Source organism: Nocardia alba NBRC 108234 (assembly GCF_001612665.1).
Taxonomy (GTDB): Bacteria; Actinomycetota; Actinomycetes; order Mycobacteriales; family Mycobacteriaceae; genus Nocardia; species Nocardia alba.
The window spans coordinates 42199-66124 of the sequence record NZ_BDAX01000009.1; the positions used below are offsets into that span (position 1 = coordinate 42199).

24 protein-coding genes are annotated in these 23926 nt (G+C 68.4%); 3 read left to right on the plus strand and 21 right to left on the minus strand.

Features of this window, described 5'->3' with window-relative positions:
- Window position 1 precedes the first annotated feature (1 nt).
- From trmD to NA12_RS10880, 7 genes are all read right to left on the minus strand, one after another.
- Window positions 2–679: a tRNA (guanosine(37)-N1)-methyltransferase TrmD gene (trmD, locus tag NA12_RS10850; RefSeq protein ID WP_067448972.1), complete on the minus strand. Its 678-nt coding sequence runs from the start codon at window positions 677–679 to the stop codon at window positions 2–4.
- Between the two features lie 3 nt (window positions 680–682).
- The gene (rimM, locus tag NA12_RS10855) at window positions 683–1207 is read right to left on the minus strand and encodes a ribosome maturation factor RimM (protein WP_067448974.1); all 525 of its coding nucleotides are present in this window, start codon (window positions 1205–1207) and stop codon (window positions 683–685) included.
- On the minus strand, window positions 1208–1450 hold the full coding sequence (locus NA12_RS10860) for an RNA-binding protein (RefSeq protein WP_056811833.1): 243 nt from the start codon (window positions 1448–1450) through the stop codon (window positions 1208–1210).
- The gene (gene rpsP, locus NA12_RS10865) at window positions 1450–1887 is read right to left on the minus strand and encodes a 30S ribosomal protein S16 (protein WP_067448976.1); all 438 of its coding nucleotides are present in this window, start codon (window positions 1885–1887) and stop codon (window positions 1450–1452) included. Before rpsP ends, NA12_RS10860 begins: the two co-directional genes overlap by 1 nt.
- Window positions 1888–2111: 224 nt before the next feature.
- Window positions 2112–2690: a Uma2 family endonuclease gene (locus tag NA12_RS10870; protein ID WP_165914746.1), complete on the minus strand. Its 579-nt coding sequence runs from the start codon at window positions 2688–2690 to the stop codon at window positions 2112–2114.
- Between the two features lie 163 nt (window positions 2691–2853).
- On the minus strand, window positions 2854–3948 hold the full coding sequence (locus tag NA12_RS10875) for a metal-dependent hydrolase family protein (RefSeq protein ID WP_067448980.1): 1095 nt from the start codon (window positions 3946–3948) through the stop codon (window positions 2854–2856).
- Between the two features lie 109 nt (window positions 3949–4057).
- A complete protein-coding gene (locus tag NA12_RS10880; RefSeq protein WP_067448982.1) occupies window positions 4058–4876 on the minus strand; it encodes a nuclear transport factor 2 family protein in 819 nt (272 codons plus the stop codon).
- A 103-nt stretch (window positions 4877–4979) separates the two neighbouring features.
- Between NA12_RS10880 and NA12_RS10885 the strand changes: the two genes are divergently transcribed.
- Window positions 4980–5771 carry a phosphatidylethanolamine N-methyltransferase family domain-containing protein gene (locus tag NA12_RS10885; protein ID WP_067449484.1) on the plus strand — a complete coding sequence of 264 codons (792 nt, stop codon included), beginning with the start codon at window positions 4980–4982 and terminating at the stop codon, window positions 5769–5771.
- Between the two features lie 69 nt (window positions 5772–5840).
- Here NA12_RS10885 and ffh read toward each other — a convergent pair whose 3' ends face one another.
- From ffh to ftsY, 6 genes are all read right to left on the minus strand, one after another.
- Complete coding sequence (ffh, locus tag NA12_RS10890) at window positions 5841–7406, minus strand: signal recognition particle protein (RefSeq protein WP_067448984.1); 1566 nt, start codon at window positions 7404–7406, stop codon at window positions 5841–5843.
- A gap of 80 nt (window positions 7407–7486) precedes the next feature.
- Complete coding sequence (locus NA12_RS10895) at window positions 7487–7801, minus strand: hypothetical protein (RefSeq protein ID WP_243654687.1); 315 nt, start codon at window positions 7799–7801, stop codon at window positions 7487–7489.
- A gap of 123 nt (window positions 7802–7924) precedes the next feature.
- Window positions 7925–10363 (minus strand): [protein-PII] uridylyltransferase, encoded by a 2439-nt coding sequence (locus tag NA12_RS10900; RefSeq protein WP_067448987.1) that lies wholly within the window; start codon window positions 10361–10363, stop codon window positions 7925–7927.
- Between the two features lie 101 nt (window positions 10364–10464).
- Window positions 10465–10803 (minus strand): P-II family nitrogen regulator, encoded by a 339-nt coding sequence (locus NA12_RS10905; RefSeq protein WP_067449485.1) that lies wholly within the window; start codon window positions 10801–10803, stop codon window positions 10465–10467.
- A 5-nt stretch (window positions 10804–10808) separates the two neighbouring features.
- A complete protein-coding gene (locus tag NA12_RS10910) occupies window positions 10809–12173 on the minus strand; it encodes an ammonium transporter (RefSeq protein ID WP_067448989.1) in 1365 nt (454 codons plus the stop codon).
- 314 nt (window positions 12174–12487) lie between these two features.
- A complete protein-coding gene (gene ftsY, locus NA12_RS10915) occupies window positions 12488–13903 on the minus strand; it encodes a signal recognition particle-docking protein FtsY (protein WP_067448991.1) in 1416 nt (471 codons plus the stop codon).
- A gap of 154 nt (window positions 13904–14057) precedes the next feature.
- Here ftsY and NA12_RS10920 point away from each other — a divergent pair, with 154 nt between their 5' ends.
- Window positions 14058–14447, plus strand: coding sequence for a DUF2237 family protein (locus tag NA12_RS10920; RefSeq protein ID WP_067448994.1), 390 nt, complete (start codon window positions 14058–14060; stop codon window positions 14445–14447).
- On the opposite strand, the gene NA12_RS10925 is transcribed toward NA12_RS10920, so the two are convergent.
- Window positions 14431–15204: a TetR/AcrR family transcriptional regulator gene (locus tag NA12_RS10925; RefSeq protein ID WP_067448996.1), complete on the minus strand. Its 774-nt coding sequence runs from the start codon at window positions 15202–15204 to the stop codon at window positions 14431–14433. The two genes, NA12_RS10920 and NA12_RS10925, sit on opposite strands and share 17 nt — an antisense overlap.
- Window positions 15205–15327: 123 nt before the next feature.
- Here NA12_RS10925 and NA12_RS10930 point away from each other — a divergent pair, with 123 nt between their 5' ends.
- Window positions 15328–16245, plus strand: coding sequence for an NmrA family NAD(P)-binding protein (locus tag NA12_RS10930; protein WP_067448998.1), 918 nt, complete (start codon window positions 15328–15330; stop codon window positions 16243–16245).
- A 28-nt stretch (window positions 16246–16273) separates the two neighbouring features.
- Here NA12_RS10930 and smc read toward each other — a convergent pair whose 3' ends face one another.
- From smc to NA12_RS10965, 7 genes are all read right to left on the minus strand, one after another.
- Window positions 16274–19900, minus strand: coding sequence for a chromosome segregation protein SMC (smc, locus tag NA12_RS10935; protein WP_067449000.1), 3627 nt, complete (start codon window positions 19898–19900; stop codon window positions 16274–16276).
- Window positions 19901–20056: 156 nt separating this feature from the next.
- A complete protein-coding gene (locus tag NA12_RS10940) occupies window positions 20057–20530 on the minus strand; it encodes a DUF1707 SHOCT-like domain-containing protein (protein ID WP_067449002.1) in 474 nt (157 codons plus the stop codon).
- Window positions 20531–20616: 86 nt separating this feature from the next.
- Entirely contained in the window at window positions 20617–21072 is a 456-nt protein-coding gene (locus NA12_RS10945; protein ID WP_067449004.1) for a DUF350 domain-containing protein, read from the minus strand.
- 34 nt (window positions 21073–21106) lie between these two features.
- Window positions 21107–22270 (minus strand): glutathionylspermidine synthase family protein, encoded by a 1164-nt coding sequence (locus tag NA12_RS10950; RefSeq protein WP_067449006.1) that lies wholly within the window; start codon window positions 22268–22270, stop codon window positions 21107–21109.
- The gene (locus NA12_RS10955; RefSeq protein ID WP_243654688.1) at window positions 22271–23059 is read right to left on the minus strand and encodes a hypothetical protein; all 789 of its coding nucleotides are present in this window, start codon (window positions 23057–23059) and stop codon (window positions 22271–22273) included.
- A 31-nt stretch (window positions 23060–23090) separates the two neighbouring features.
- On the minus strand, window positions 23091–23426 hold the full coding sequence (locus NA12_RS10960; protein ID WP_067449009.1) for an acylphosphatase: 336 nt from the start codon (window positions 23424–23426) through the stop codon (window positions 23091–23093).
- The gene (locus tag NA12_RS10965) at window positions 23423–23866 is read right to left on the minus strand and encodes an OsmC family protein (RefSeq protein WP_067449487.1); all 444 of its coding nucleotides are present in this window, start codon (window positions 23864–23866) and stop codon (window positions 23423–23425) included. Before NA12_RS10965 ends, NA12_RS10960 begins: the two co-directional genes overlap by 4 nt.
- Between the last annotated feature and the right edge of the window lie 60 nt (window positions 23867–23926).

A 23926-nucleotide genomic window follows, 5' to 3' on the forward strand; every position in this document is an offset into this window, starting at 1 on the left:
CTCAGGGCAGCAGATCGGGACGGCGTTGCGCCGTTCGCTCCAGCGATTGTTCGTGGCGCCACGCGGCGACCTTGGCATGGTCACCCGAAAGCAGGACCGCGGGCACCTCGAGGCCACGCCACGACACCGGCCGGGTGTAGCTGGGACCTTCGAGGAGACCGTCGGAGAACGAATCCTCCTGGTGGGACTGCTGATTACCGAGCACGCCGGGGATCAGGCGCACCACGGCCTCGGTCATCACGAGCACCGCGGCCTCCCCGCCGATGAGAACGTAGTCGCCGATGCTCACCTCCTCGACACGGACGCGGCGGGCGGCGTCGTCGAACACGCGCTGATCGATGCCCTCGTAGCGCCCACACGCGAACACCAGGTGCTCCTCGGTGGCCCAGCGCTGCGCGGTGGCCTGGGTGAACGGCACACCCGCCGGAGTGGGGACGACGAGCAGCGCGTCGTCGGGGCACACCTGGTCCAGAGCATCACCCCAGACGGTGGGTTTCATGACCATGCCGGGACCACCGCCGTAGGGCGAGTCGTCGACCGATTTGTGCACGTCGTGAGTCCAGTCGCGCAGATCGTGCACGCCGATCGAGAGCAGGCCCTTGTCGACGGCCTTGCCGAGCAGCGCGGTACGCAACGGCTCCAGGTATTCCGGGAAGATCGTGACGACGTCGAGTTGCACGAATTACTCCGGATCGAGCAGGCCCTCGGGCGGGGTGATGACCACCAGTCCATCGGCGAGGGAAACCGTCGGCACGATGGCGGTGACAAAGGGAATGAGAAGCTCGCGACCATCGTCGGCGGCACGCACCGAGAGCAGTTCACCCGCGGCCGAATGCAGCACCTCGGTGACCGTGCCCACGACGGTGCCGTCGGTGAACTCGACCCGCAGGCCTTCGAGTTCGTGGTCGTAGAAGGCGTCGTCGTCCTGCGACGGCGGCAACGAATCGCTGTCGACGACGAACAACGTGCCGCGCAGGGCGTCGGCGGCGGTGCGATCGTCGATACCGTCGACGAACACCAGAAGTCGGCCCGAGTGCTCCCGGGCCGACTTCACGGTGTAGTCACGGGTCGCCGAGGACTTCGGCATCCTGGCGTGCAATGTCGCACCCGGCGCGAACCGGACGTCCGGCTCGTCGGTGCGAACATCGACGACGAGTTCGCCGCGCACGCCGTGCGACTTGGCGACCCGACCTACGACGAGTTCCATCTACGCGTCGGTATCGACCACGTCGACCCGGATCCCACGGCCGCCGATGCCGGCGACCAGGGTGCGCAGCGCGGTCGCGGTACGACCACCGCGCCCGATCACCTTGCCCAGGTCCTCAGGATGGACGTGTACCTCGACGGTGCGTCCGCGACGTCCGGTGAGCAGCTCGACACGGACGTCGTCAGGGTTGGCGACGATGCCGCGAACCAGATGTTCGACGGCATCGGCAACAACAGCAGTCATTACTCGGCAGCCTCGGTGGCGGCTTCCTCAGCGGCAGCCTCGTCCTTCTTGGCGGCCTTCTTCTTCGGGGTGACGGCCTCGGCGACGGGCTCGTTGTCGGCGGCGGCCAGCGCGGCGTTGAACAGGTCCAGCTTGGAGGTCTTCGGGGCCTTCACCTTCAGGGTGCCCTCGGTGCCCGGCAGGCCCTTGAACTTCTGCCAGTCGCCGGTGATCTCCAGCAGACGCTGCACCGACTCGGTGGGCTGCGCGCCCACGGACAGCCAGTACGCGACGCGGTCGGCGTCGATCTCGATCAGCGAAGGCTCTTCCTTCGGGTGGTACAGGCCGATGGACTCGATGGCCCGGCCGTCACGACGGGTGCGGGCGTCGGCGACGACGACGCGGTACTGCGGGTTGCGGATCTTGCCCAGGCGGGTGAGCTTGATGCGAACAGCCATGCTGGCTTGCCTCTTTCGATAGTTTGGTCACCACGCGATTCAGCGACCCGCATGGTCTGCGGGTCCGGTTTCGCGCATGTGTGCGTGACCGCCGCGCGGTACGGAACCGGAGACGGGCTGACACTGTCCAGGAAGGACGAGGGTTCATTCTGCCAGACGACCCACGACGGCCGGAAATCGCCTCCGTCGTTCGCGCGCTATCTCACCGCAACTGCGCTGTGTCCTCACCGCAACTGCGCTGTGTCGACCACCACGGGCACCGGGCCGGGCGCCTTCACCGATTCACCGTCGGTGGCGAACACTTCCTGTCGGTAGCCGGACTCACCCAGCGTGTAACCCCAAAATCGAGCGGGCTTACCTTCGGGGAGCTCGATAACCCACAGGTACGGCACCCGCGCCGACGCGTACGCCGCGATCTTGGTGTCCCGTTCCGCCCTGGTGTTTCCCGGCGACCATATCTCGACCGCGAGCGCTACCACGTCCGCGGCGAAAGTCTTATGGTTGATGCCCCCGGTCACCACCGCGATATCCGGGATGACACCGATCCGGAACGGAGTACTGATACGGACACCTACGGCGGGAAGAACACAGAGGTCCGATCGACCAGCCGTGCGTAGCGCGTCGCGCAACACTATCGCCAGCTCGAGCGAGGCGAACTGATGCGGACCACCCGGCGGCGGCGTCATGTGCAGGTACCCCCAGATGAGTTCGAGTCGAGATCCATCCACCGGCTGCTCTTCGGCGAGCCAGTCTTCCACGGTCTTCGGGCCCAGCGGGTGAATCATCGAAACCTCGGCGCTCATGGTCATCTCCGTCCGGTCTCCCCTGGTCTCACCGGCAATGGACAGCTCGAACCGAATTCCTGTCTTCAGTTGACATTACACAACCGAATGCGCCGCAGACCTGGTGGAACGCCAAAAGCGAAGTCTGCAACCAAGCTACGACTGCGATCTCCGCACACCGATTTCAGCGGTGCCCGGTGACGGGATTCGGGGTCTTGACTACCGTGCCGCGTAGTACCACCCATTGTGGATCGGTGAGGGTGGCGGGATCGGTGCGTGGGTCTTCGGAGTAGACGACGAAATCGGCGGGGGCACCTTCGGTGATGCTCTCGCGGCCGAGCCAGGTGCGGGCGTTCCAGGAGGCGGCGCCGAGGGCGTCGTGGGGTGACAGACCCGCGCCGGACAGGGCGGTGATCTCGTCGGCGATGCGGCCGTGGCGGATGGAGCCGCCCGCGTCGGTGCCCGCGTAGATCGCGATGCCCGCCTCGTGGGCTTTGCCGACGGTATCGCGGACGCGGCGGTGCAGGTCCCGCATGTGGGCGGCGTAGACCGGGAACTTCGTGGCGCTGTCGGCGATGCCGGGGAAGGTGTCGATATTGATCAGGGTGGGGACCAGGGCGGTGCCGTTGGCCACCATCAACTCGATGGTGTCGTCGGTGATGCCGGTGCCGTGTTCGAGGCAGTCGATTCCCGCGTTGATCAGGCCGGGCAGCGCGTCCTCACCGAACACGTGCGCGGTGACCCGTGCTCCGTTCGCGTGGGCCGCGTCGATGGCCTGTTTCAGGATGTCGTCGCTCCACAGTGGCCGTAGGTCGCCCACAGAGCGGTCGATCCAATCCCCCACGATCTTGACCCAGCCGTCGCCGAAGCGGGCCTGCTCGGCGACGATCTCGGGCAGGTCGCGTTCGTCGTCGAGTTCGATGCCGAGTTCGCGGATATAGCGCTTGGGCCGGGCGATGTGACGGCCCGCGCGGATGATGCGCGGCAACTCGGCGTGCTCATCGATGAAGCGGGTGTCGATCGGCGAGCCCGCGTCGCGCAGGAGCAGCGCACCCGCGTCGCGTTCGGTCTCGGCCTGCTCGATCGCGCCGTCGTGGGTCTCGTCCCCGCCGCCGTAGCGGATGCCGACATGGCAGTGGGCGTCGACCAGGCCGGGCACGATCCAGCCGGTGCCGCACAGGGTTTCGGCGCCGCGCATCGGTTCGAAGGTCACGACGCCGTCGACGACCCAGAGGTCGCGCTCGCGGTCGTCGGGGAGAATCACACCACGCAGATGCACTCGAACCTCCAGTCCTCGGCCTTGAACCGAACCTACCGCGCGTGATCAGCGCACGCACCCGCGCGCGGCACCGAGTGCGGGCACCGACTGGCACCCTTCGGACGAGTGGTCAGTCGTCCGAAGGCTCAGCGTCGAGAAAGACCCGCACCGCGGTGATACGTGGCCGATCCGGGGCGAACTCGACGAACGCCACACCGTTCGACGCCGCCACCCGCACGCTCACACTGACGGTGCGACCTGCGGCGATCATCTTGTCCCACTTCATATCTCGCGCACGATCGGCGAACTCCGCCACCGAGACGGTGTGCCCGGCGGGTAGTTCGATCACCGTCCGCTCGTCGAGCAGTGCTCGCACGCCACCCGAGTCGCCGGACGCGGCCGCGGCGAACAATCGGCGGACGCGGCGCTTGCCCGACCCGCCCACCCCGCGCAGGGCCCGCATCATCCCCAGCGCACCGCCGATGCCGAGTTCGGCGACGAGTTGGGGCCCGAGTTTCGCGCCCGCGAGTAGTCCCGACGGCCCCGTGCGCAGTAGTCGCGCGATCATCACCCCCAGCTCCCAGTGCGCGGCGAGCCGCGCGATTCGCCAGCCGCCATCGGTGCCGACCAGGTCGTAGCGCAGATGCATCGGCACGGTGACGGTGGCGCCGGTCGACATCGTGGTCTCGATGTGCAGGTCACGCACCACGGTGTAACCGGCGACGAGATCGCGGTCGACGCGGAAGGCGATGGCGTTCGGCGCGATGAAGACGTTGTAGAAACGCGCGATCGCGTCCGGGCCGATGTGCTCGCGCGAGCCGTACGGGTCGTGCACCGCGGCCTGCTCGGCGAACAGGCCGACCCAGGCGTCCTTGTCGTGCGCCGCCACGGCACGCGGCGACGCACGCACCGCCGCCAACAGGTCTTCGTCGGTCCGCTCCAACGGCATGTACGTCCTCCATACTCATGCTCCCCTGTGCGATCCATGATAGAACGTGTTCTAGTTTTGCGTCGGCGATCGTGCCCGGCGCCTGTTGGACAAGAGGATCTCGATGGACTGGTACACCGGGAACACCACCTACGACACCGTGCTGACCATCGCCTTCGCCTTCGCCGCGTTCGTGATCGTCGGCGGATTGTTCGCGCAGAGCCCCTACGGCCGCTTCGCGTCGAACAAGGTCGGTTTCAATCTCAATCCCAAGCTGGGCTGGTGGCTGATGGAGCTGCCCGCGACCGTCGTGTTCGCGGTGTTCTATCTCAGCGGCCCCGACCGATTCGAGCCGGTGCCGCTGGTGCTGGCCGCCCTCTGGCTGCTGCACTACGGCAATCGCGGCTGGTTCTTCCCGCTCTCCATCCGGCAGGTGCCCGGCAAGACCAGCAGTTTCAATGTCTCGGTGGTCGCGGCGGGGGTGTTCGTGACGGCCCTGCACGGCTATCTCAACGGCGCGTTCTTCAGCAACGACTACAAGAACCAGTACGGCACCGCTTGGCTCACCGATCCGCGTTTCCTGATCGGACTTCTCGTGTACCTGTGCGGCTTCGGACTGCTAGTGCGATCCGAGGCGATCGTGCGCAATCTGCGCGACAAGGACAACCCCGGCGCCACCGAATACCGCATCCCGCACGGCGCAGGCTTCCGCTTCGTCAGCAGCCCCGCCTACCTCGGCGAGCTGATCGCCTGGGCAGGCTTCGCCCTGCTCACCTGGTCCCTGGCCGGCGTAGTCATCTTCCTGATCACCGCGGGCAACCTGGTCCCCCGAGCCTTCGCCACCCACCGCTGGTACCAGGAGAAATTCGCCGACTACCCCACCACCCGCAAAGCACTGATCCCCGGCGTGATCTGAGCGAACACGAGAAAGCCGTGGCGGGTGGTCGATATCGACCACCCGCCACGGCTTTTCAGGGCGCCGAACTCAATTCTTCGGGAACTTCAGCTGGGACAAATCGATCCCCTCCAACCCCGGCGGCAACTGATCGAGCCCAGGCGGCATATTCGACAGATCCATCCCCGCCGGTAGCCCCGGCATCCCAGCCGGCATCCCCGGGAACCCACCACGCACCTTCGGCGGAGTAGGCCCACGCCCACCCTTCTTCCCCTTCTTGCCACCCTTTTTGTTGTTGCCGCGACGAGCGCCCGGCATCCCCATCTGCCGACCCATCATCGCCATCATCTTCTTGGCTTCGAAGAACCGGTCGACGAGCTGGTTGACCTCGGACACCTGCACGCCGGAACCGTTGGCGATGCGCAGGCGGCGCGAGGCGTTGATGATCTTCGGGTTGTCCCGCTCGGCGCGGGTCATGCCACGGATGATCGCCTGCACCCGGTCGAGCTGCTTGTCGTCGACCGCGGCCAGCGCGTCCTTCATCTGGCCCGCGCCCGGCAGCATGCCGAGCAAGTTGCCGATCGGGCCCATCTTGCGGATGGCCAGCATCTGCTCGAGGAAGTCCTCGAGGGTGAGTTCACCGCTGCCGATCTTGCGAGCGGTCTCCTCGGCCTGCTGCGCGTCGTAGACCTGTTCGGCCTGCTCGATGAGGGTCAGCACGTCGCCCATGCCGAGGATGCGCGAGGCCATCCGGTCGGGGTGGAAGACGTCGAAGTCCTCGAGCTTCTCGCCGGTGGAGGCGAACATGATCGGCGCGCCGGTGACGTTGCGCACCGACAGCGCCGCACCACCGCGGGCGTCACCGTCGAGTTTGGTGAGCACGACGCCGGTGAACCCGACACCGTCGCGGAAGGCTTCGGCGGTGCTGACCGCGTCCTGGCCGATCATCGCGTCGAGCACGAACAGGGTCTCGTCGGGCTGCACGGCATCGCGGATGCCCGCGGCCTGGCGCATCAGCTCGGCGTCGATACCGAGGCGACCGGCGGTATCGACGATGACCACGTCGTACTGCTTGGCCTTGGCCTCGTCGATGCCGGCCGCGGCGACGGCGACCGGGTCGGCCGCGGTGATGCCGAGCGGGTTCTCCCCGCCACCGATGGAGGTGCCACCGTGCGGGGCGAACACGGGCACGCCGGCCCGCTCGCCGACGACCTGCAGCTGGGTGACCGCGCCGGGACGCTGGAGGTCACAGGCCACCAGCAACGGCTGGTGCCCCTGACCCTTGAGCCATTTGGCCAGCTTGCCCGCGAGAGTGGTCTTACCCGCACCCTGCAGACCGGCCAGCATGATGACCGTCGGCGGGTTCTTGGCGAGGTTGAGGCGGCGGGTCTCCCCACCCAGGATCGCGACGAGTTCCTCGTTGACGATCTTGACGACCTGCTGCGCGGGATTGAGCGCGCCGGAGACCTCCGCGCCCTTGGCGCGTTCCTTGACGTTGGCGATGAAGCCGCGCACCACGGGCAGCGCGACGTCGGCCTCGAGGAGGGCGAGGCGGATCTCGCGCGCGGTGGCGTCGATGTCGGCCGGTGACAGACGCCCCTTACCGCGCAGATCCTGCAGTGCACCGGTAAGCCGGTCGGACAGGGATTCGAACACCGATCGCGCTCCTGATCTGAAAGGGTCTCAGATCGTCTGACCGAAGTCGGACGTCTATTGCCCTCCCAGGGTAATGGAGGTTATTCGGTATGCCGCACGTGCGGTGGCGCCGTGCGGCGCAACTCGTGGGATTCGATGTCCACCAGGTACACCGCTTCTCTGCCGGTGAGGCCGAGCTCCCGCGACAGCGCCTCGATGCGAAGCCATTCGGAATCGGCGCTGTCGGCGCGGTGGGCGGGGGTCGAGGCGATGGTCATCGCCGCCAACGCCTGCGCACCGCTGAGAGTGCGACCCGGCAACCACGAAACCACCCACAGGTCACCACCGACGCAACGCGCGATATGCGCCGTCGCGTCGCTGGTCATCATCGACGCGGAAACGACTTCGATAGCCACAGATCAGCTCCCCTCACACGAGTGACAGCCAGACCAGGGGAATGCTATAGGTCCTATCTCGACTTATCGGGCCGCGACGACGCCGTGTAGCAACCTGATAGCAATCAGTGAGTAAACTGTGTCCTAGCGCGGCGAGTCGGTGTCGGTCGCTTCGGTCGGCGGCGGGGCGGGCGCGGGCCGCGGAACCACGTCGAGGACGGCCTTCTCGATGCGATCGCGCAGGGCCGGGCTGTCGGCGTCGCCCAGTTCGAGGCAGAAGGCGTCGACCACGGCCGAGCCCATCGTGACCACCTTGGCCCACCGGACATTGGCTCCCGTCTCGGCGAAGGCACCGGCCAGCCTGCTCAGCAAACCGACGCGATCGTCGGCGCGCAACTCGAGGATCACCTGTCCGGGAGTACTGATCGGCGACCAGATCAGGCGCGGCGCCGCGCGGGCATACCGACCGGGACCGGTCCCGACGGCGTCGGCTTCGCGTTTGGCCAGCACCGCGGGCAGGTCGAGCGCGCCGGTGGTGGCCCGGATGAGTTCCTGCCGCAGCAGGCCCGCGTCCGGCGGATCACCGAACTTCGGCATCACCACGAAGGTGTTGATCGCCGAATTTCCCGCACTGCCCAGCGAGGCGGAGAGCACGCGCAACCCGTGCAGCGCCAGCACCCCCGCGGCGTCGGAGAGCAGGCCGGGCTCGTCGGGGGCGATCACCGTCACCACGAAGGTGTGCTTGCCGTCGCCGGGCGCGAGGGTGACGTGCACGCCGCCCGCCCGTGCCTTGTCCAACAGCTCCGGGTCGATCGGCTCGGGCTGCGGCAGCGGCTCGCCCGCCATGACCAGTCGGCAGCGGCGCACCAGCTCACCGATCAGCGAGGCCTTCCAGTCGCCCCAGACGCCGGGGCCGGTGGCCATCGAGTCGGCCTCGGCCAGCGCGTGCAACAGTTCGAGCAGGCCCACGTCACCGCCGAGCGCGTCGGCGACGTGCTGCACGGTCGCCGGGTCGGCGAGATCGCGCCGGGTCGCGGTGTCGGGCAGCAGCAGGTGGTGGCGCACGATCGCACTGAGGGTGCGCACGTCCGAGGGCCACATCCCGAGCCTGCGACCGATATGGGTGGCCAGTTCCGCGCCGACGACGCTGTGGTCGCCGTTGCGCCCTTTGCCGATGTCGTGCAGCAGCGCGCCGAGCGCGAGCAGGTCGGGCCGGGCGACCCTGGTGCTCAGGCCGCTCGCGAAGGCGACCGTCTCCATCAGATGCCGATCGACGGTCCAGGTGTGCATCGCATCGCGCGGCGGCAGGTCGCGCACCGCGCCCCATTCGGGAAAGAGCCTGCCCCACAAGCCGGTTCGATCCAGGGCCTCGACCGCGTCGATGCTGCCGCGGCCCGCCCCGAGCAGTACGAGCAGATCGTTGAGCGCGTCCTTCGGCCACGGTTCGCGCAGTTCGGGCGCATCCTCGGACAGCCGGTTGAGCGTGGTCGCCGACATCGGCAGCCCGGTCTGCGCCGAGGCCGCCGCGACGCGCAGGATCAGCCCTGGATCGCGTTGCGGGCGGGCGTCTCGGGCGAGCACTACCTCACCGGAGTGCTCGACCACCCCCTCATCGAGTGGTCGGCGCACCGGCATCCGGCGCAGTCGGGCCAGGCCGCGCCGCGGTAGCGCGTTGGCGGCGGTGCGCAACCCGACGTCGCACGAATAGCTCACCGTACGCGCCGAATCGGTCAATGTCCGGGCGAGATCGAAGCGGTCGCCGATGCGCAGCGCCGCGCCGATCTCGTCGGCGTCCTGCGCGCGCAGTTGATCACGGGCCCGGCCCGCGACCCGGTGCAGCTCGGTACGCACGTCGAGAAGCCTGCGGTGTGCCTGTTTCAGGCCGCCGCCGGGGACCTCGGGGCCCAGTCCCGGCATGGCATCGGTCAATTGGGCGATCGAGAGCGCGTCGAGCAGTTGGATATCGCGCAGCCCGCCACGACCGTTCTTGAGATCGGGTTCGGCGCGGTGGGCGATCTCGCCGCTGCGCTGCCAGCGCGCGGTGGTCTGGGCGATCAGATCGTCGAAGCGGGACCGGATTCCGGTGCGCCATTCCCGGCGCACGCCGCCGATGAGCAGATTGCTGAGGTCTCGGTCGCCGACGATGTGGCGCGCCTCCAGCAGGCCGAGCGCCGCGATCATGTCGTCGGCGGCCACCCGCAGCGCCTGCGGCACCGTGCGCACGCTGTGGTCGAGCTTGATGTGGGCGTCCCACAGCGGATACCAGAGCTGATCGGCGACCTTCGAGACCACTTCGGGGTCGACGTCGTCGTGCAGCAGGACGAGGTCGAGATCGGAGTAGGGCAGCATCTCACGGCGTCCGAGCCCACCGACCGCCACGACCGAGAGACCGCTGTCGGCGGTGATGCCGAGTTCATTGCCCTTGCTGGTGAGCCACAGTTCGAACAGGTCGACCAGGGCCTCGCGCAGCGACTCCGGATCGAGCCGCGGATTGCGGGTGCCGGCTCCGTCGAGCAATTGCGCCCTGGCCTTGACCAGATCCGCCGCTCCGTTGTTCTGAATACCACCGCTTCGCTGTGCCATCGCCCACCCACCATTTCATGCGGGCGGCCCCGCCCCGACCGGAAACTCTCGCCGGTGGGAGCGGGGCCGCGCTCGATCGATTCTCGTGCGTACCTAACGAATTACAGTGCGTCGCTTCCACGTTCGCCGGTACGGACGCGAATGATGGTGTCCACGGGGGTCACCCACACCTTGCCGTCACCGATCTTGCCGGTACGCGAGGCCTCGACGATCACCTCGACGACCTTCTCGACGGACGCATCGTCGACGACGACCTCGACCCGGACCTTGGGAACGAAGTCCACCGAGTACTCGGCACCGCGGTATACCTCGGTGTGGCCCTTCTGCCTGCCGTAGCCCTGGACTTCGCTGACGGTCATGCCGAGCACGCCTGCCTGTTCCAGCCCGGACTTCACATCCTCGAGCGTGAACGGTTTGACGATTGCCGTAACCAGTTTCATGTTCGTCATGCCTCCTTGACGAGCGTGCGTGCCGTGCCACCCACAGCAGCGAAATCGTAAGCTGTTTCCGCGTGCTCGGACTCGTCCAGGCCCGCAGACTCGGACTCTTCACTGGCGCGAAGGCCGATCGTGAACTTGATCGCGTACGCGATGACGGCCGTGGCGACCAGCGAGTAGGCCAAGACGACGAAAGCACCGACAGCCTGCAGCTTCAACTGCTCAACTCCACCACCGTAGAACAAGCCGGTGACGCCCGCCGGAGCTTCGCTCGTAGCGACCAGACCGACCATCAGCGTGCCGACCAGGCCACCGACCAGGTGGACGCCGACCACGTCGAGCGAGTCGTCGAAACCGAAGCGGAACTTCAGGCCGACCGCCAAGGCGCACAGCGCGCCGGCGACCACGCCGATGGCCAGCGCACCGACCACGTTCACCGAGGAACAAGCCGGGGTGATGGCGACCAGACCGGCGACGATGCCCGAGGCGGCACCGAGCGAGGTCGGGTGACCGTCGCGGATCTTCTCCACGAGCAGCCAGGCCATCATCGCGGCCGCGGTGGCGAGCGTGGTGGTGACGAAGGTGGCGCCGGCGATGCCGTTGGCGCCGAGCGCCGAACCGGCGTTGAAGCCGTACCAGCCGAACCACAGCAGACCGGCGCCCAGCATCACGAAGGGCAGGTTGTGCGGACGGAACGGCGTCTTCGGCCAGCCCTTGCGCTTGCCGAGGATCAGGCACAGGACCAGACCGGCCGCACCGGCATTGATGTGGACCGCGGTACCACCGGCGAAGTCGATCGCCTTGAGGTTGTTGGCGATCCAGCCGCCCGACTCGGCGGTGTAGCCGTCGAAGGCGAAGACCCAGTGCGCGACGGGGAAGTAGACGACCGTGGCCCAGATTCCGGCAAATACGAGCCACGAGCCGAACTTCAGGCGGTCGGCGACCGCGCCCGAGATGAGAGCGACCGTGATGATCGCGAACATGAGCTGGAAGGCGACGAAGACCGTCAGCGGGATACCCGCGGTGATCGGGGCCGTCGGGTCCTCCGGGGTCGCCGTGAACAGCGGGATGCCCGGTGAATCGGCGGCGGTGCCGCCGAAGATGCTCTTCAGACCGAAGTACTGGAGCGGATCACCGACCAGGTTGCCCTTGTCCTCGCCGAACGCCATCGAGAAGCCGTATAGACACCACAGGATGGTGACCAGACCCATCGCGGAAATGCTCATCATGATCATGTTCAGCACGTTCTTGCCACGGACCATGCCGCCGTAGAAGAACGCCAAACCCGGCGTCATCAACAGCACGAGCGCTGCCGACGCCAGCATCCAAGCGGTATCACCGGTATCCGGTGTACCGATCAGTGGAAATGCCACCTTGTCTTCCTCCTCATCTCGGGCCTCGCCGATGACGGCAAAAGGACCTGTACAGAAGGGTCGTCACTCGGTGTTTCATCCGTTGAGCTGTGGTGTTTCACCTGGGTGAACGGATAGCGCTGTTGTGTTGCGTCCACGTTTCGCGTGGTCGGCATGAGCCTGTCAGCTCACGGTGAGCTCGGCGCGGATGTGCGATTCGCCGCGAGTTCGCACGGCGATTCGCCGCACCCCCGATCTTCGGGAACAGCGATGTCAGCCCGGAAAAACAGCGATGCCCGCCCGATCGCTGGATCGGGCGGGCATCGACGAAACCGCTACGCGGCGCCCCCGAGCAGCGCGTCGACGAACGCGCCCGGCTCGAACGGCGCCAAGTCGTCGGCGCCCTCGCCGAGACCGACGAGTTTCACGGGCACCCCGAGTTCGTGCTGCACCTGGAACACGATGCCGCCCTTGGCGGTGCCGTCGAGCTTGGTGAGAACCACGCCGCTGATGTCGACGACGTCGGCGAACACCCGAGCCTGCATCAGACCGTTCTGGCCGACGGTCGCGTCGAGGACCAACAGCACCTCGTCGACCTCACCCTTCTTCTCCACGACCCGCTTGACCTTGCCCAGCTCGTCCATCAGGCCGGTCTTGGTGTGCAGGCGGCCCGCGGTGTCGATGAGGACGGCGTCGACGCCCCGGTCGATGCCCGCGCTGACCGCGTCGAAGGCGACGGCGGCCGGGTCGGCGGCTTCCTTGCCGCGCACGGTCTCGGCGCCCACCCGTTCGCCCCAGGTCTGCAGCTGATCGGCGGCGGCGGCGCGGAAGGTGTCGGCGGCGCCGAGCAGCACCCGACGACCGTCGGCGACGAGCACCCGGGCCAGTTTGCCGGTGGTGGTGGTCTTACCGGTGCCGTTGACCCCGACGACGAGCAGGATCGCGGGCTTGTCGCCGTGCGGCAGGGCGTGGATGGAACGGTCGAGCTCGGGACGCAGCGCCTCGACGAGCACGTCACGCAGGGCGGCGCGCGCCTGTTCGGGAGTGCGCACGCTGCGCGAGGCCATCTCCTCGCGCAGGCGTTCGACGATCTTCGCGGTACTCGCGGTGCCGATGTCGGCCAGTACGAGAGTGTCTTCGATCTCCTCCCAGGAGTCCTCGTCGAGGTCGCCGCCGCCGAGCAGGCCCAGCAGGCTCTTGCCGACCGCGTTCTGGGAGCGGGCTAGGCGACCGCGCAGACGCACGAGGCGGCCGGTGGTGGGATCGATCTCTTCGATCGCGGGGGCGGCGTCGACCTCGGCCGGGGTGGTCTCGGTCGTGGGCGGTGCGGTCTCGATGTCCGGCGCGGTCTCGGGCGCGACAGTGTCCGGTATGACGGTGTCGAGGGCCGACGCGTCGTCGGGGACGACCACGGTCTCGTCGACGGCGACATCGCCCTCGGGCAGCGGAACATCGGTGATGCCGCGGCGCGGGGCGTCACGCGGGATCGCGGCATCGTCGCCGACGTGCGGTTGACCGTCAGTATCGGTGCGTTCAGCGACAGGCTCCGGCTCGGTCGCCGTCGAGCCGCCCTGGCTGAAGTTGAATCCACCGGACGCGGTGTAACCACCGGAGCGGTCCGTCAACTCCTTGTCCGGCTCGGGCGGTGCCAGTGAAATCTGGCGTCGCTTGTACAGGACGAAACCCGCGACGAGCGCCACCAACAGGACGGCGGCGATCGCGGCGATCAGGATCCACGCTTGCGAACTCACCCGGCGAGTCTATTCGGGAGGGGAGTCCCCGCACGTCGGCGGCGTCTGCGCGGCGGGTCGGCGGCCCGATCGCGGGCCTTCGCGCGGATGGCGGAAACACTACAGATTCGTTGTCCTGCGGAACTTCTGGCGGTTGACCCATAGGATCGGCGGAGTGACCGATCGAAACGTGCTTGGGGGGCCGCTGGAAGAGTGCGGCGCCGATCCTCTCACGGGCTTCTACCGGGACGGCTGCTGCAGCACCGGTCCGGAGGATCTCGGCAGCCACACCGTGTGCACCGTCGTAACAGCGGAATTCCTGGAGCATCAGGCCTCCATCGGCAACGACCTCAGCACCCCTCGCCCAGAGAACAATTTTCCCGGCCTGCAGCCGGGCGACCGCTGGTGTGTGGTTGCCGTCCGCTGGCTGCACGCGCACGAGGACGGCGTAGCCGCCCCCGTGGTGCTGGCCGCCACCCACGAGAACGCACTGGAGGTCATCTCCGTGGATATCCTGCGCAAATACGCCGTCGACGTTCCCGACGACGTCAGCGACCTGTTGTAAGGCGCCGCGTCCCGCTGCGGAGACGGTGGGCCTTCTGACGGCAGGCCGGGGAGCAGTAGCGCGCCGGGCGACCGGTAGCCGGGCGCCGCACGGCCGTGCCACAGACGGCGCAGGGTGCCGAGGTTTCGTTACCTACCCCGGTTTCGTTACGGTCGACTTTCGGGCGTTCCGTTACGGGTGACGGGTGGGTTCGCAGGGCGTCGAGGATCAGCGCGACGGCCGGGGCGAGGGGGGCGTCCTGGCGTCGATGTCGTTGGATCGCAACGCATCCGGTGAAGATGTCGAGCACGTCGGCGACCTCCACGTCACGCCGGACCGTGCCGTGACGCTGCGCCGAGGCGAGTAGCGCGCCCAGTGCGCGATGGAATCGGTTGCCCGCGTCGCGCAACAGGGCACGAGGCCAACCGTCGTCGGATTGCACCAGGTCACACAGGTCCTTGTTGCCGGGCGTCGTGACGATCACGTGGGTGCACAGGGCGAAGAAGGCCGCGCCCGGGTCGGGATCGGTGAGATGCTCGGCCGCCGATGTCGCCAGCCGGTCGACACGCTGGTGCATAACCGCTTCCAGCAGATCGGTTTTCGTGGGGAAATGCCGATGGACGGTGCCCGCGCCGACACCCGCGCGGCGGGCCACCTCCGCCAGCGAGACCGTGGCGCCGCGTTCGGCGAGCGCCCGCTGGGCAGCGGCCAGGATCAGCTCGCGGTTGCGTCGCGCGTCGGCGCGGATCGCCGGTTCCACGCCGTGATCGACCGTCATTTCGTTACGCCTTCCCTGCACCGGACCTGGCCAACCGGGTGGGCCCGCCCGTACCGTCCGGAATACGGGTTGACCGACCCGATTGTAGGCACACGATCGATCACGAAACGGAGCTCCTCCGAGATGACATCAGCACTTCCCGTTCTGATCACCGGCGCGACGGGCAAGCAGGGCGGCGCGACCGCCCACCGATTGCTCAGCCAGGAACACCAGGTTCGCGCTCTGGTCCGCGACCCCGACACCCCCGCCGCCCGCGCACTGGCCGACGCGGGCGCCGAACTGGCGGTCGGCGACTTCGACGACCCGGCGTCGCTGCGGGTCGCGGCCACCCGAACCCGAGCCGTATTCCTCGTTCCTCCAGCCGATTACAGCGTGAAAGGCTGGGGTGAGGACACCGAGGGCCGTCGCGGCATCGCCATGATCGACGCGGCCCGCGCCGCCGAGGTCGAGCAGATCGTGTTCACCGGCGTCGCCACCATGGGCGACGCGCGATCGTGGGGCCAGCGGGGCAAGCGCGAGATCGAGCAGGCCCTGGCCACCTCCGGCCTGCGCTACACCGTGTTGCGCCCCGTGCGGTTCATGGAGAACTACCTGCTCCAGGGCTCCCCGGTGGACGGCATCCGGGACGGCGGCGAACACGTCCATCTGTTCCCCGCCGATCGCCCGCTCCAGATGATCGCCATCGACGACATCGCCGCCTTCGCCGCCCTGGCCTTCGCCGACCCCGAAGCCTGGCACGCCCGCACCCTCGAACTGGCCGGGGAGTCCATCACCCCGGTCGACGCGGCCGCGACCATCAGCACCGCGCTCGACCATCCCGTGCGGTACCGCGAGATCGGCGAGGAGCAAGCCGACGCGCTCGGCCCCCAGCTCGGCAACACCTGGCGCCTGATCCGCGAAACCGGCGGCTGGCACGCCGATATCCCCGCCCTACGCGCCCTGTACCCGGAGCTGACCTCCCTGCGCGACTGGCTGGCGCGCGGTGGCGCCCAACGGCTCCTGGACCGCGTCGACGCCACCGCGGCGAGCGGGCCGCGCTGAGACCCGGCCCTGCGCCCAGGGCCGATGTTCAGACGGAGGCCGACACCGGGTCGGGGTCGGCGACCTCGGCTCGGTTCAGCCGCTGGGAGATGACCTGGGTGATGCCGTCGCCGCGCATGCTCACGCCGTAGAGGGCGTCGGCGATCTCCATGGTGGGTTTCTGGTGGGTGATGACGATCAGCTGGCTCTTCTCGCGCAGCTGCTCGAACAGGCCGATGAGGCGACGCAGGTTGGTGTCGTCCAGGGCGGCCTCGACCTCGTCCATCACATAGAACGGGGACGGGCGCGCACGGAAGATGGCGACCAGCAATGCGACAGCGGTGAGCGACTTCTCGCCGCCGGAGAGCAGCGAGAGACGTTTCACCTTCTTGCCGGGCGGACGGGCCTCGACCTCGATGCCGGTGGTGAGCATGTCCGACGGGTCGGTGAGCACCAGCCTGCCCTCGCCGCCGGGGAACAGTTTCCCGAAGACGCCGACGAACTCGCGTTCCACATCGGCGTAGGCCTCGGTGAACACCTGCAGGATGCGGGCGTCGACCTCGGCGACCACGTCGAGCAGGTCGTTACGCGCGTTCTTCACATCCTCGAGCTGGGTGGCGAGGAAGGTATAGCGCTCCTCCAAGGCCGCGAACTCTTCCAGCGCAAGGGGATTGACCTTGCCGAGCGTGGTGAGGTCCTTCTCGGCGCGTTTGGCGCGGCGTTCCTGGGTCGGGCGGTCGTAGGGCATCGGCTGCGGCGCGCTGACCTGCTCACCGCGTTCCTTGGCCTCCTCGTACTCGTGCAGCTCCAGCGCCGAGGGCGGCAACGGCACGTCCGGCCCGTATTCGGCGACGAGGTCGGCGAGCGCGATGCCGAACTGTTCGGAGATCGTCGTCTCCAGCTGTTCGATCCGCAGCGCCGCTTGGGCTTTGGCGACCTCGTCGCGGTGCACGGCGTCGGTGAGCTGGGCCAGCTGGGTGTTCAGCGCGCGGGCGCGTTCCTTCACCTGTTCCAGCGCGGCGGCGCATTCGCCACGGCGACGGACCAATTCGTCACGTCGGGCCGCGGCGGTGGCCACGACCTGCTCGAGTTCGTGTTTGATCTTGCTACCCGATTCGGCGACCGCCGCGGCTACGGCGGCCGCTCGGCGCCGAGCGGCCTGGGCACGTTCGGCGCGGGCCCTGGCCTCCCGCTCGCCACGAGCGGCCCGGCGCAGCGAATCCGCTTTGCCGCGCACCGATTCCGCGCGTTCCTCCGAGGTGCGCACGGACAGTCGAGCCTCGACCTCCATCGTCCGGGCTTCGGCGAGCGCGGCGGCGGCTTCTTCGCGGGCGTACCCCGCGGTCTCGGTGCTCGCGGCGCCGAAACTGTCGTCGCCGCCGTCGTGTTCGATCTCGGCGTGGCGCAGCCGGTCCTCGAGTTCGGCGAGGGACGCGAGCGACTTCTCCCGCGCCGCTTCGGCTTCCGCGCGCTGGGTGGCCAGCCGCTCCCCTTCGGTCTGGGCCGCGCGCGCGCTCTGCCCGACCCGGGCCAGCCGGTCGTAGATCGCCAGCAGCGCCTGATCGGATTCGTGCAGTGCCATCAGCGCGTGGTCGGCGGCGTCCTTGCGGTCGGTCTGTTCGGCCAGCGCGCCCGCCAGCGCCGCCTCCAACTCCTCGGCCCGCCGTTGCGCCGCCGCCAGTTCCGCGGTGGCGGTGTCGATATCGGCCTGGACCTCGAGCTGGCTCGGCATCCGTTCGGAGCCGCCGACGATCCAGCCCGCCCCGGCCAGATCGCCGTCCCGGGTCACCACCCGCAGTTCCGGGCGCAGGGCGACGAGCTCGGTAGCGCTCGCCAGCTCGTCGACCACCACGACGTCGGCGGTGAGCGCGGCCAGCGCGGGTCGCACCTGCTCGTCGCCGTCGAGCACGTCGGCGAGCCACCGCGCGCCCGCGGGCAACGCGGATCGCTCGGCCGCGATCGCCGGGTCGGTGGCGAAGACGAACGCCACCCGACCACCGTCGCCACCGCGCAACTCCCGCACCGCCGAGTCGGCGGTGGTCGCGGTATCGGCGGTGATGGCATCGGCCAGCGGACCGAGCAGCGCGGCCACGGCGGCCTCGAACCCGGGCTGCACGCGCAACAGGCCCGACAGCCGCCCGCCGAGCCCACTCACGCCGTGTTCGAGCAGCCAGGCCGCGCCGTCCTTGCGAGCCAGGTTCATACCGAGCGCTTCGATGCGGGCACCGAGCCGAGCGACCAGCTTGCCGGCCTCCCGGTCGAGTTCGCGCAGTTCCCGCACGCGCTCGTCGGCCAGTTCCTGGGCGGCGACCGCGTGCTCGTGCTGGGCGTCCAGGCCCTTCTCCCCCGCGTCGAGTTCACCGAGTTCGTCCTGCACCGAGTCGTATTCGACCTGCGCGGTCTCCCCACGGTGTCGGGCGTCGGCGATGGCCACGGACAGGCGCGCGATCTCCGCGTCCACGGACTGGGCTCGGGTGCGCAGGGTGTCGACCTGGCCCGACAGCCTGGCCAGCCCCTCGCGCCGATCGGCGATCGCGCGCACCGCCGCCAGGTGCGCCTGTTCGGCGGCCTTGGCGGCCTGTTCGCGCTCGGACAGGGCTTCGCGGGCAGCTTCGAGGGTCTCGGTGGCCATCTCGACCGCGTATCGCAGTTCGGCCTCTTCGGCTTCGATCCGGTCGGCCTCGGCCTCGAGCTGTTCCGGATCGCGCCCGGTACCGACGGGCGCCTCGGTGTGCAGATGCCTGGCCCGGTCACCGGCGATGCGGATGGTGGCGTTCACCCGTTCGGCCAGGGCCGAGAGCTGGAACCAGGTCTGCGCGGCGGCCTCGGCGCTGGGACTCAGCCGCGACAGCTGGAACTCCTGCTGCGCGAGCGCGGCGTTGGCGGCGTCGAGTTCGGTGTGCACGGTGATCTGCTGCTCGCGGGCGTACGCCTCTTTGCTGAGCTGGGATTCCAGCTCGCCACGGCGGGTGACCAGGTCGTCGGCGGCCAGTCGCAACCGGGCGTCGCGCAGGTCGGCCTGCACGGTCTGCGCGCGGCGGGCGACCTCGGCTTGGCGGCTGAGCGGCTTGAGCTGGCGGCGAAGTTCGGTGGTGAGGTCGGTGAGCCGGGCGAGGTTGGCCTGCATCGCGTCGAGCTTGCGGACCGCCTTCTCCTTGCGCCTGCGGTGCTTGAGCACGCCCGCGGCCTCTTCGACGAACGCGCGCCGATCCTCCGGCCGCGATTCCAGGATCGCCGACAGCCTGCCCTGTCCCACGATCACGTGCATCTCGCGCCCGATCCCGGAGTCGGACAGCAGTTCCTGCACATCCATCAGTCGGCAGGTGCTGCCGTTGATCTCGTACTCGCCCGCGCCGTCGCGGAACATGCGGCGGGTGATCGACACCTCGGCGTAGTCGATGGGCAGCGCGCCGTCGGAGTTGTCGATGGTCAACGTCACCTCGGCGCGGCCCAGCGGCGCGCGCCCGACCGTTCCGGCGAAGATGACGTCCTGCATCTTCCCGCCCCGCAACGCTTTGGCGCCCTGCTCGCCCATCACCCACGACAGCGCGTCCACGACATTGGATTTACCGGAACCGTTGGGCCCGACGACGCAGGTGATGCCCGGTTCGAACCGCAACGTGGTCGCAGACGCGAAGGATTTGAAACCCTTCAACGTCAAGCTCTTCAAATGCAAGAGAGCTCGTCCGCCTCTCCGCGAGTCGGGCCGGGCCTGGGTGCGCGCGGATCTCACACGCGGCCAGCGGTGATGGAGGGTGCCTCGGGTAGCCGGTTCCCGAGGAGTGACCCCTGTGCTCGCGAAAGCTTAGCGGATGTAGCGGCGGGTTTGCGGTCAGTGCGGGTTGATGTGCTTCATCTGCTTCTGCAGCTGACGGACATGGGTTGCGGAACCGAGGCCGGCTTCCCAACCGGTGAGCACGCGGAAGACCAGGACCGCACCCCACGGGCCGATCACCCACATCGGCCAGAAGTAGGTGAGCTCGCCCGCGGTCAGCGAGACCAGACCCCAGATGACCAGCACGATCAGGCTGACGCCGAGCCAGCTGCCCGCCTCGATCCGCTGCCAGACCGGGAAGCGCGCACCGGACGAGCGTTCGACGGGCGCGGCCTGCTGCTGTTTCGACAACGGCGGCAGGTCGGACAGGACCACGGCGAGCTCGTCGCGCGTGGTGGTGGCGTAGACCTTGGCCACGCGCAGGTCGTATTCGCCCAGATCGAGTCTGCCGTCGGCCAGATGCGTGCCCAGCTGGGCGACGATCGCGTTGCGTTCGGCATCGGACGCGCGCGTACCCGGGGTGATATCCATGCCGACGTCCTCTCGGTCACATCCACGGTGGAGTGCTGATTCCAGCGTCCACCCTCCACAGTGTGATGTCAACCGTTCGGGCTCGCTCAGAGGATGGCGAAGGCCACCACGAGACCCAGCGCGAAATGCGCGGCGGCGACGACGAGAACCTCGGGGGTATAGGTCTCGGCGTGCAGTGTGCGGCCGATGTCGATGCCGGTGACCTTCTCGATCACCCGCACCGAGATCACCTGCGCGATGATGCCGACCAGGCCGTACACGATCGCCGCGATCAGCCCCTCCGACAGCTTGCCGCTGCCGCCGGTGGCCAGCACCGCGAACACGACGATGAACGCCATGCTGATCATCCCGGCCGCCGAGACGATGATCGCGTTCGGCTTGCCCGCCACCACCAGGTCGCGCAGCTTGCCCGGTGTGGTCAGGTCGATGGCGAAGAAGCCGACCAGCATCAGGACGAGGCCGATCAGGCAGTACAGGATGATGGCGCCGACGCCTTCACCGAGCGCACTCCAATAACCCGATTCCAGGGCGAGGGCGGTCATCGTGGTCCTTTCGAACAATGTTGTGAGGTCAGTGTCAGTCGACGATGCGGTGTGGCACGAACGCGGCGCCGTCGTCGGTGATCAGGCCGGCGGTCTCCCTGATGCCGAGCCCCGCCGCGGTGTCACCCACGATCCAGGCCCCGAGCACCGGGCGCATCCCGTCGAATTCCGGTAGCGGGTCGAGCAATTGGTAGACGAAACCCTCGGCGCCGTAGACGCCGCCGGTCGCGGTTTCCATGCCGGGTCCGACGATGGTCATGTTCGCGCCCTCGCGGCCGAGCTTGGGTTTGCGAATGTATTCGGTGAGCTCGTGCGGGTCGTCGAGGTAGGCGGGCAACAGGTTGGGATGGCCCGGATACATCTCCCACAGAATCGCCAGAATCGCCTTGTTGCTCAGCAACGTGGTCCACAGCGGTTCGACCCACGCGGTCGCGGGCAGGCTGCCGACCACGCGCTTGCCGAAGTCGTCGTCGAGGATCCACTCCCACGGATACAGCTTGAAGATCGCCTCGATCGGCGCCTCGGCCAGATCGACGAACCGGTTCAGCTCGGTATCGAAACCGACTTCCTCGATCGGCAGCGCGACCGTGTCGAACCCGGCCTCGGCCGCCGTCTCCTGCATGTAGGCGGTGGTGACGTTGTCCTCACCGGTCGCGTCGGCGCCCGACCAGGTGAAGTGCAGTTCGGTACCGGGCAACACGCCGCGCAGCGTGGTCCAGCGCTCCACCAGCTTCTCGTGCAGCGAATTCCATTGGTCCCCACCGGGATACACCTGCTGCAACCAGTGCCACTGGATGATCGCGGCCTCGAGCAGCGAGGTGGGGGTGTCGGCGTTGTATTCCAGCAGCTTGGCCGGGCGGCGCGCGTCGTAGCGCAGGTCGAAGCGGCCGTAGACGTACGGGTCACTGCGACGCCATGATTCGGCGATCGGGGCCCAGGTCCATTCCGGCAGACCGAAATCGGCGAAGCGCTCGGTGAGAACCACGTGCTCGACGGCGTGCAGGCACATCGACTGCAGCAGTTCCACATCGGCTTCCAGCGCGAGGATCTCGTCCATCGAGAACTCGTAGTGCACCGACTCGTCCCAGTACGGTCGCGGCTGACCACTGGCATCGCGTCCCGGAGCGCCGTAGACGAGCCCCTGCTTCTCGACGATCTGCTGCCAGTCCCGGCGTGGCGTGCTCTGGTTGCGCCGCATCTAGGACCCACTCCCCCCGGTCGACTTGCTGCCGAGCCCGCCGCGCTGCACCGTGGTGCCGCTCTTGGTCGTGACCTGGGCGTTGCGCGGTTTCACCGAGGTGCCGCCCGTCGGCGGCTTGCCGATCGTCGGCGTGCCGCCGTAGTGGTAGCGATACTGCGGCCAGCCCAGAATCAGCAGTCCGGCGCCGTGGCCGCCGCTGTAGTCGTCACTGCGGAAATTGGTCTTGCCGTCGCCACACTTGTCATCGGGCACCACCACTTCCTGCCCGTTCTGGTCGATCTGCACGCACGAGGCCGTCACCTGGTCGGGCGCGGTGATCGCCCGGTAGGCGAGGTACCCGCCGCCGACCAGCGCGGCCACACCGACGATGGCGACACCGCCGATCATCACGCGTTTGCGATTGCGCCGCTTCTCCTCGGCCGCCGCGGCGGCGGCCCGCTCGGCCGCGTCGGCTTGCCTGCGGGCCTTGTCTCTGGCGCGCGCCTCCCCGACGGTCGGCGGACGCGGCTGGGTGACGCCGGGTTCCTGCCGTGACATCCGGCCGGGTTGCGGCTGACCCGATTGCGGCACGCCAGGTTGCGGCGCGTTCGGCTGCGGCTGTCCGGGCTGCGACAGGTTCGGCTGCGGCGGGTCTGCCGGTGGCTCGTCGGGTCGCGGCGGATTCGGCTCGGGCTGCGCGGGTCGCCGCCCGACCGGGTGCCCGCCGCCGCCGTACACCGGGGCGGGTGGCTCGCCGTTCGAGGGTTGTTCCGGTCGATCGGGCGGGCCGGGGTTCTGTGTGCTCACCGCTGCCGCCCCCTGACCCCCGAAGTCATCACTAGCGCTCCTCGAATCCCGTCATGTCGCCCCGCGCGGGCTCCCAGCTCTCCACGACCAGGTCCACCCGCCCAGGAACACGCCCGAACAGACCTTGCCGCACCTGCCCGACAGCCTGCGAACTCTCGGACGCTTCGCCGGACCGTAGCAGTTCCAGCAATTTCTCGCCCGCCGTTCGTTGCCCTTCGGCGACAACGTGGACGCGACCGTCGCTGTGGTTGCGCGCGTAGCCGACCAGGCCGAGTTCCAGTGCGCGCGAGCGCGTCCACCACCGGAATCCCACGCCCTGCACCGCGCCGTGCACCCACGCGCTCAGTCGAACCGGCTCCTCGCTCATGCGTCGATGTCGAACGTCAACGTCACCTTCGTGCCTGCTTTGAGGGTGCGACCCACAGTGCACACCTTGTCGACGGCGCGCTGCACGGTGACCAGTAGTCGCTCGCGGGCGGCCTCGTCGAGCTCGGACAGGTCCAGCTCGAGGACCTCGTCGAGCTGCGGGTAGAGCTCGTTCTCCCGGTCGGCGTCGCCGGAGACGCGAATGGTGGCGTCGAACTCGTCGCCGAGGCGACGCGACAACGGCAGGTCCGAGCTGAGCCCGGTGCAGGCAGCCAGCGCGATCTTGAGCAGCTCACCGGGCGTGAACGCGCCGGGCACACCCTGGGAGGCGATCAAGACCTCCGCGCCGCGGTTACTGCGCCCGGTGTAGGCACGGGTTCCGGTGCGCTCGACCCACAGTTCGGTGGGCGCGTTGGTCACGGGTGCGGTCTGCTCAGCCATGCTGTGATCCTGCCATTCGCTCGAGAACGATCCACGCGTGGGAACGTCCACACCGGTCCC

Coding starts and splice junctions, on each gene's coding strand:
- NA12_RS10870 (WP_165914746.1), bottom strand. CDS start 2,690: ATGAGCGCCGAGGTTTCGATGATTCACCCGCTGGGCCCGAAGACCGTG.
- NA12_RS10940 (WP_067449002.1), bottom strand. CDS start 20,530: ATGGATATCACCCCGGGTACGCGCGCGTCCGATGCCGAACGCAACGCG.
- NA12_RS10930 (WP_067448998.1), top strand. CDS start 15,328: ATGACATCAGCACTTCCCGTTCTGATCACCGGCGCGACGGGCAAGCAG.
- NA12_RS10960 (WP_067449009.1), bottom strand. CDS start 23,426: ATGAGCGAGGAGCCGGTTCGACTGAGCGCGTGGGTGCACGGCGCGGTG.
- NA12_RS10950 (WP_067449006.1), bottom strand. CDS start 22,270: ATGCGGCGCAACCAGAGCACGCCACGCCGGGACTGGCAGCAGATCGTC.
- NA12_RS10860 (WP_056811833.1), bottom strand. CDS start 1,450: ATGACTGCTGTTGTTGCCGATGCCGTCGAACATCTGGTTCGCGGCATC.
- NA12_RS10900 (WP_067448987.1), bottom strand. CDS start 10,363: ATGGCACAGCGAAGCGGTGGTATTCAGAACAACGGAGCGGCGGATCTG.
- NA12_RS10925 (WP_067448996.1), bottom strand. CDS start 15,204: ATGACGGTCGATCACGGCGTGGAACCGGCGATCCGCGCCGACGCGCGA.
- NA12_RS10880 (WP_067448982.1), bottom strand. CDS start 4,876: ATGCCGTTGGAGCGGACCGACGAAGACCTGTTGGCGGCGGTGCGTGCG.
- rpsP (WP_067448976.1), bottom strand. CDS start 1,887: ATGGCTGTTCGCATCAAGCTCACCCGCCTGGGCAAGATCCGCAACCCG.
- rimM (WP_067448974.1), bottom strand. CDS start 1,207: ATGGAACTCGTCGTAGGTCGGGTCGCCAAGTCGCACGGCGTGCGCGGC.
- NA12_RS10885 (WP_067449484.1), top strand. CDS start 4,980: ATGGACTGGTACACCGGGAACACCACCTACGACACCGTGCTGACCATC.
- NA12_RS10945 (WP_067449004.1), bottom strand. CDS start 21,072: ATGACCGCCCTCGCCCTGGAATCGGGTTATTGGAGTGCGCTCGGTGAA.
- NA12_RS10905 (WP_067449485.1), bottom strand. CDS start 10,803: ATGAAACTGGTTACGGCAATCGTCAAACCGTTCACGCTCGAGGATGTG.
- NA12_RS10965 (WP_067449487.1), bottom strand. CDS start 23,866: ATGGCTGAGCAGACCGCACCCGTGACCAACGCGCCCACCGAACTGTGG.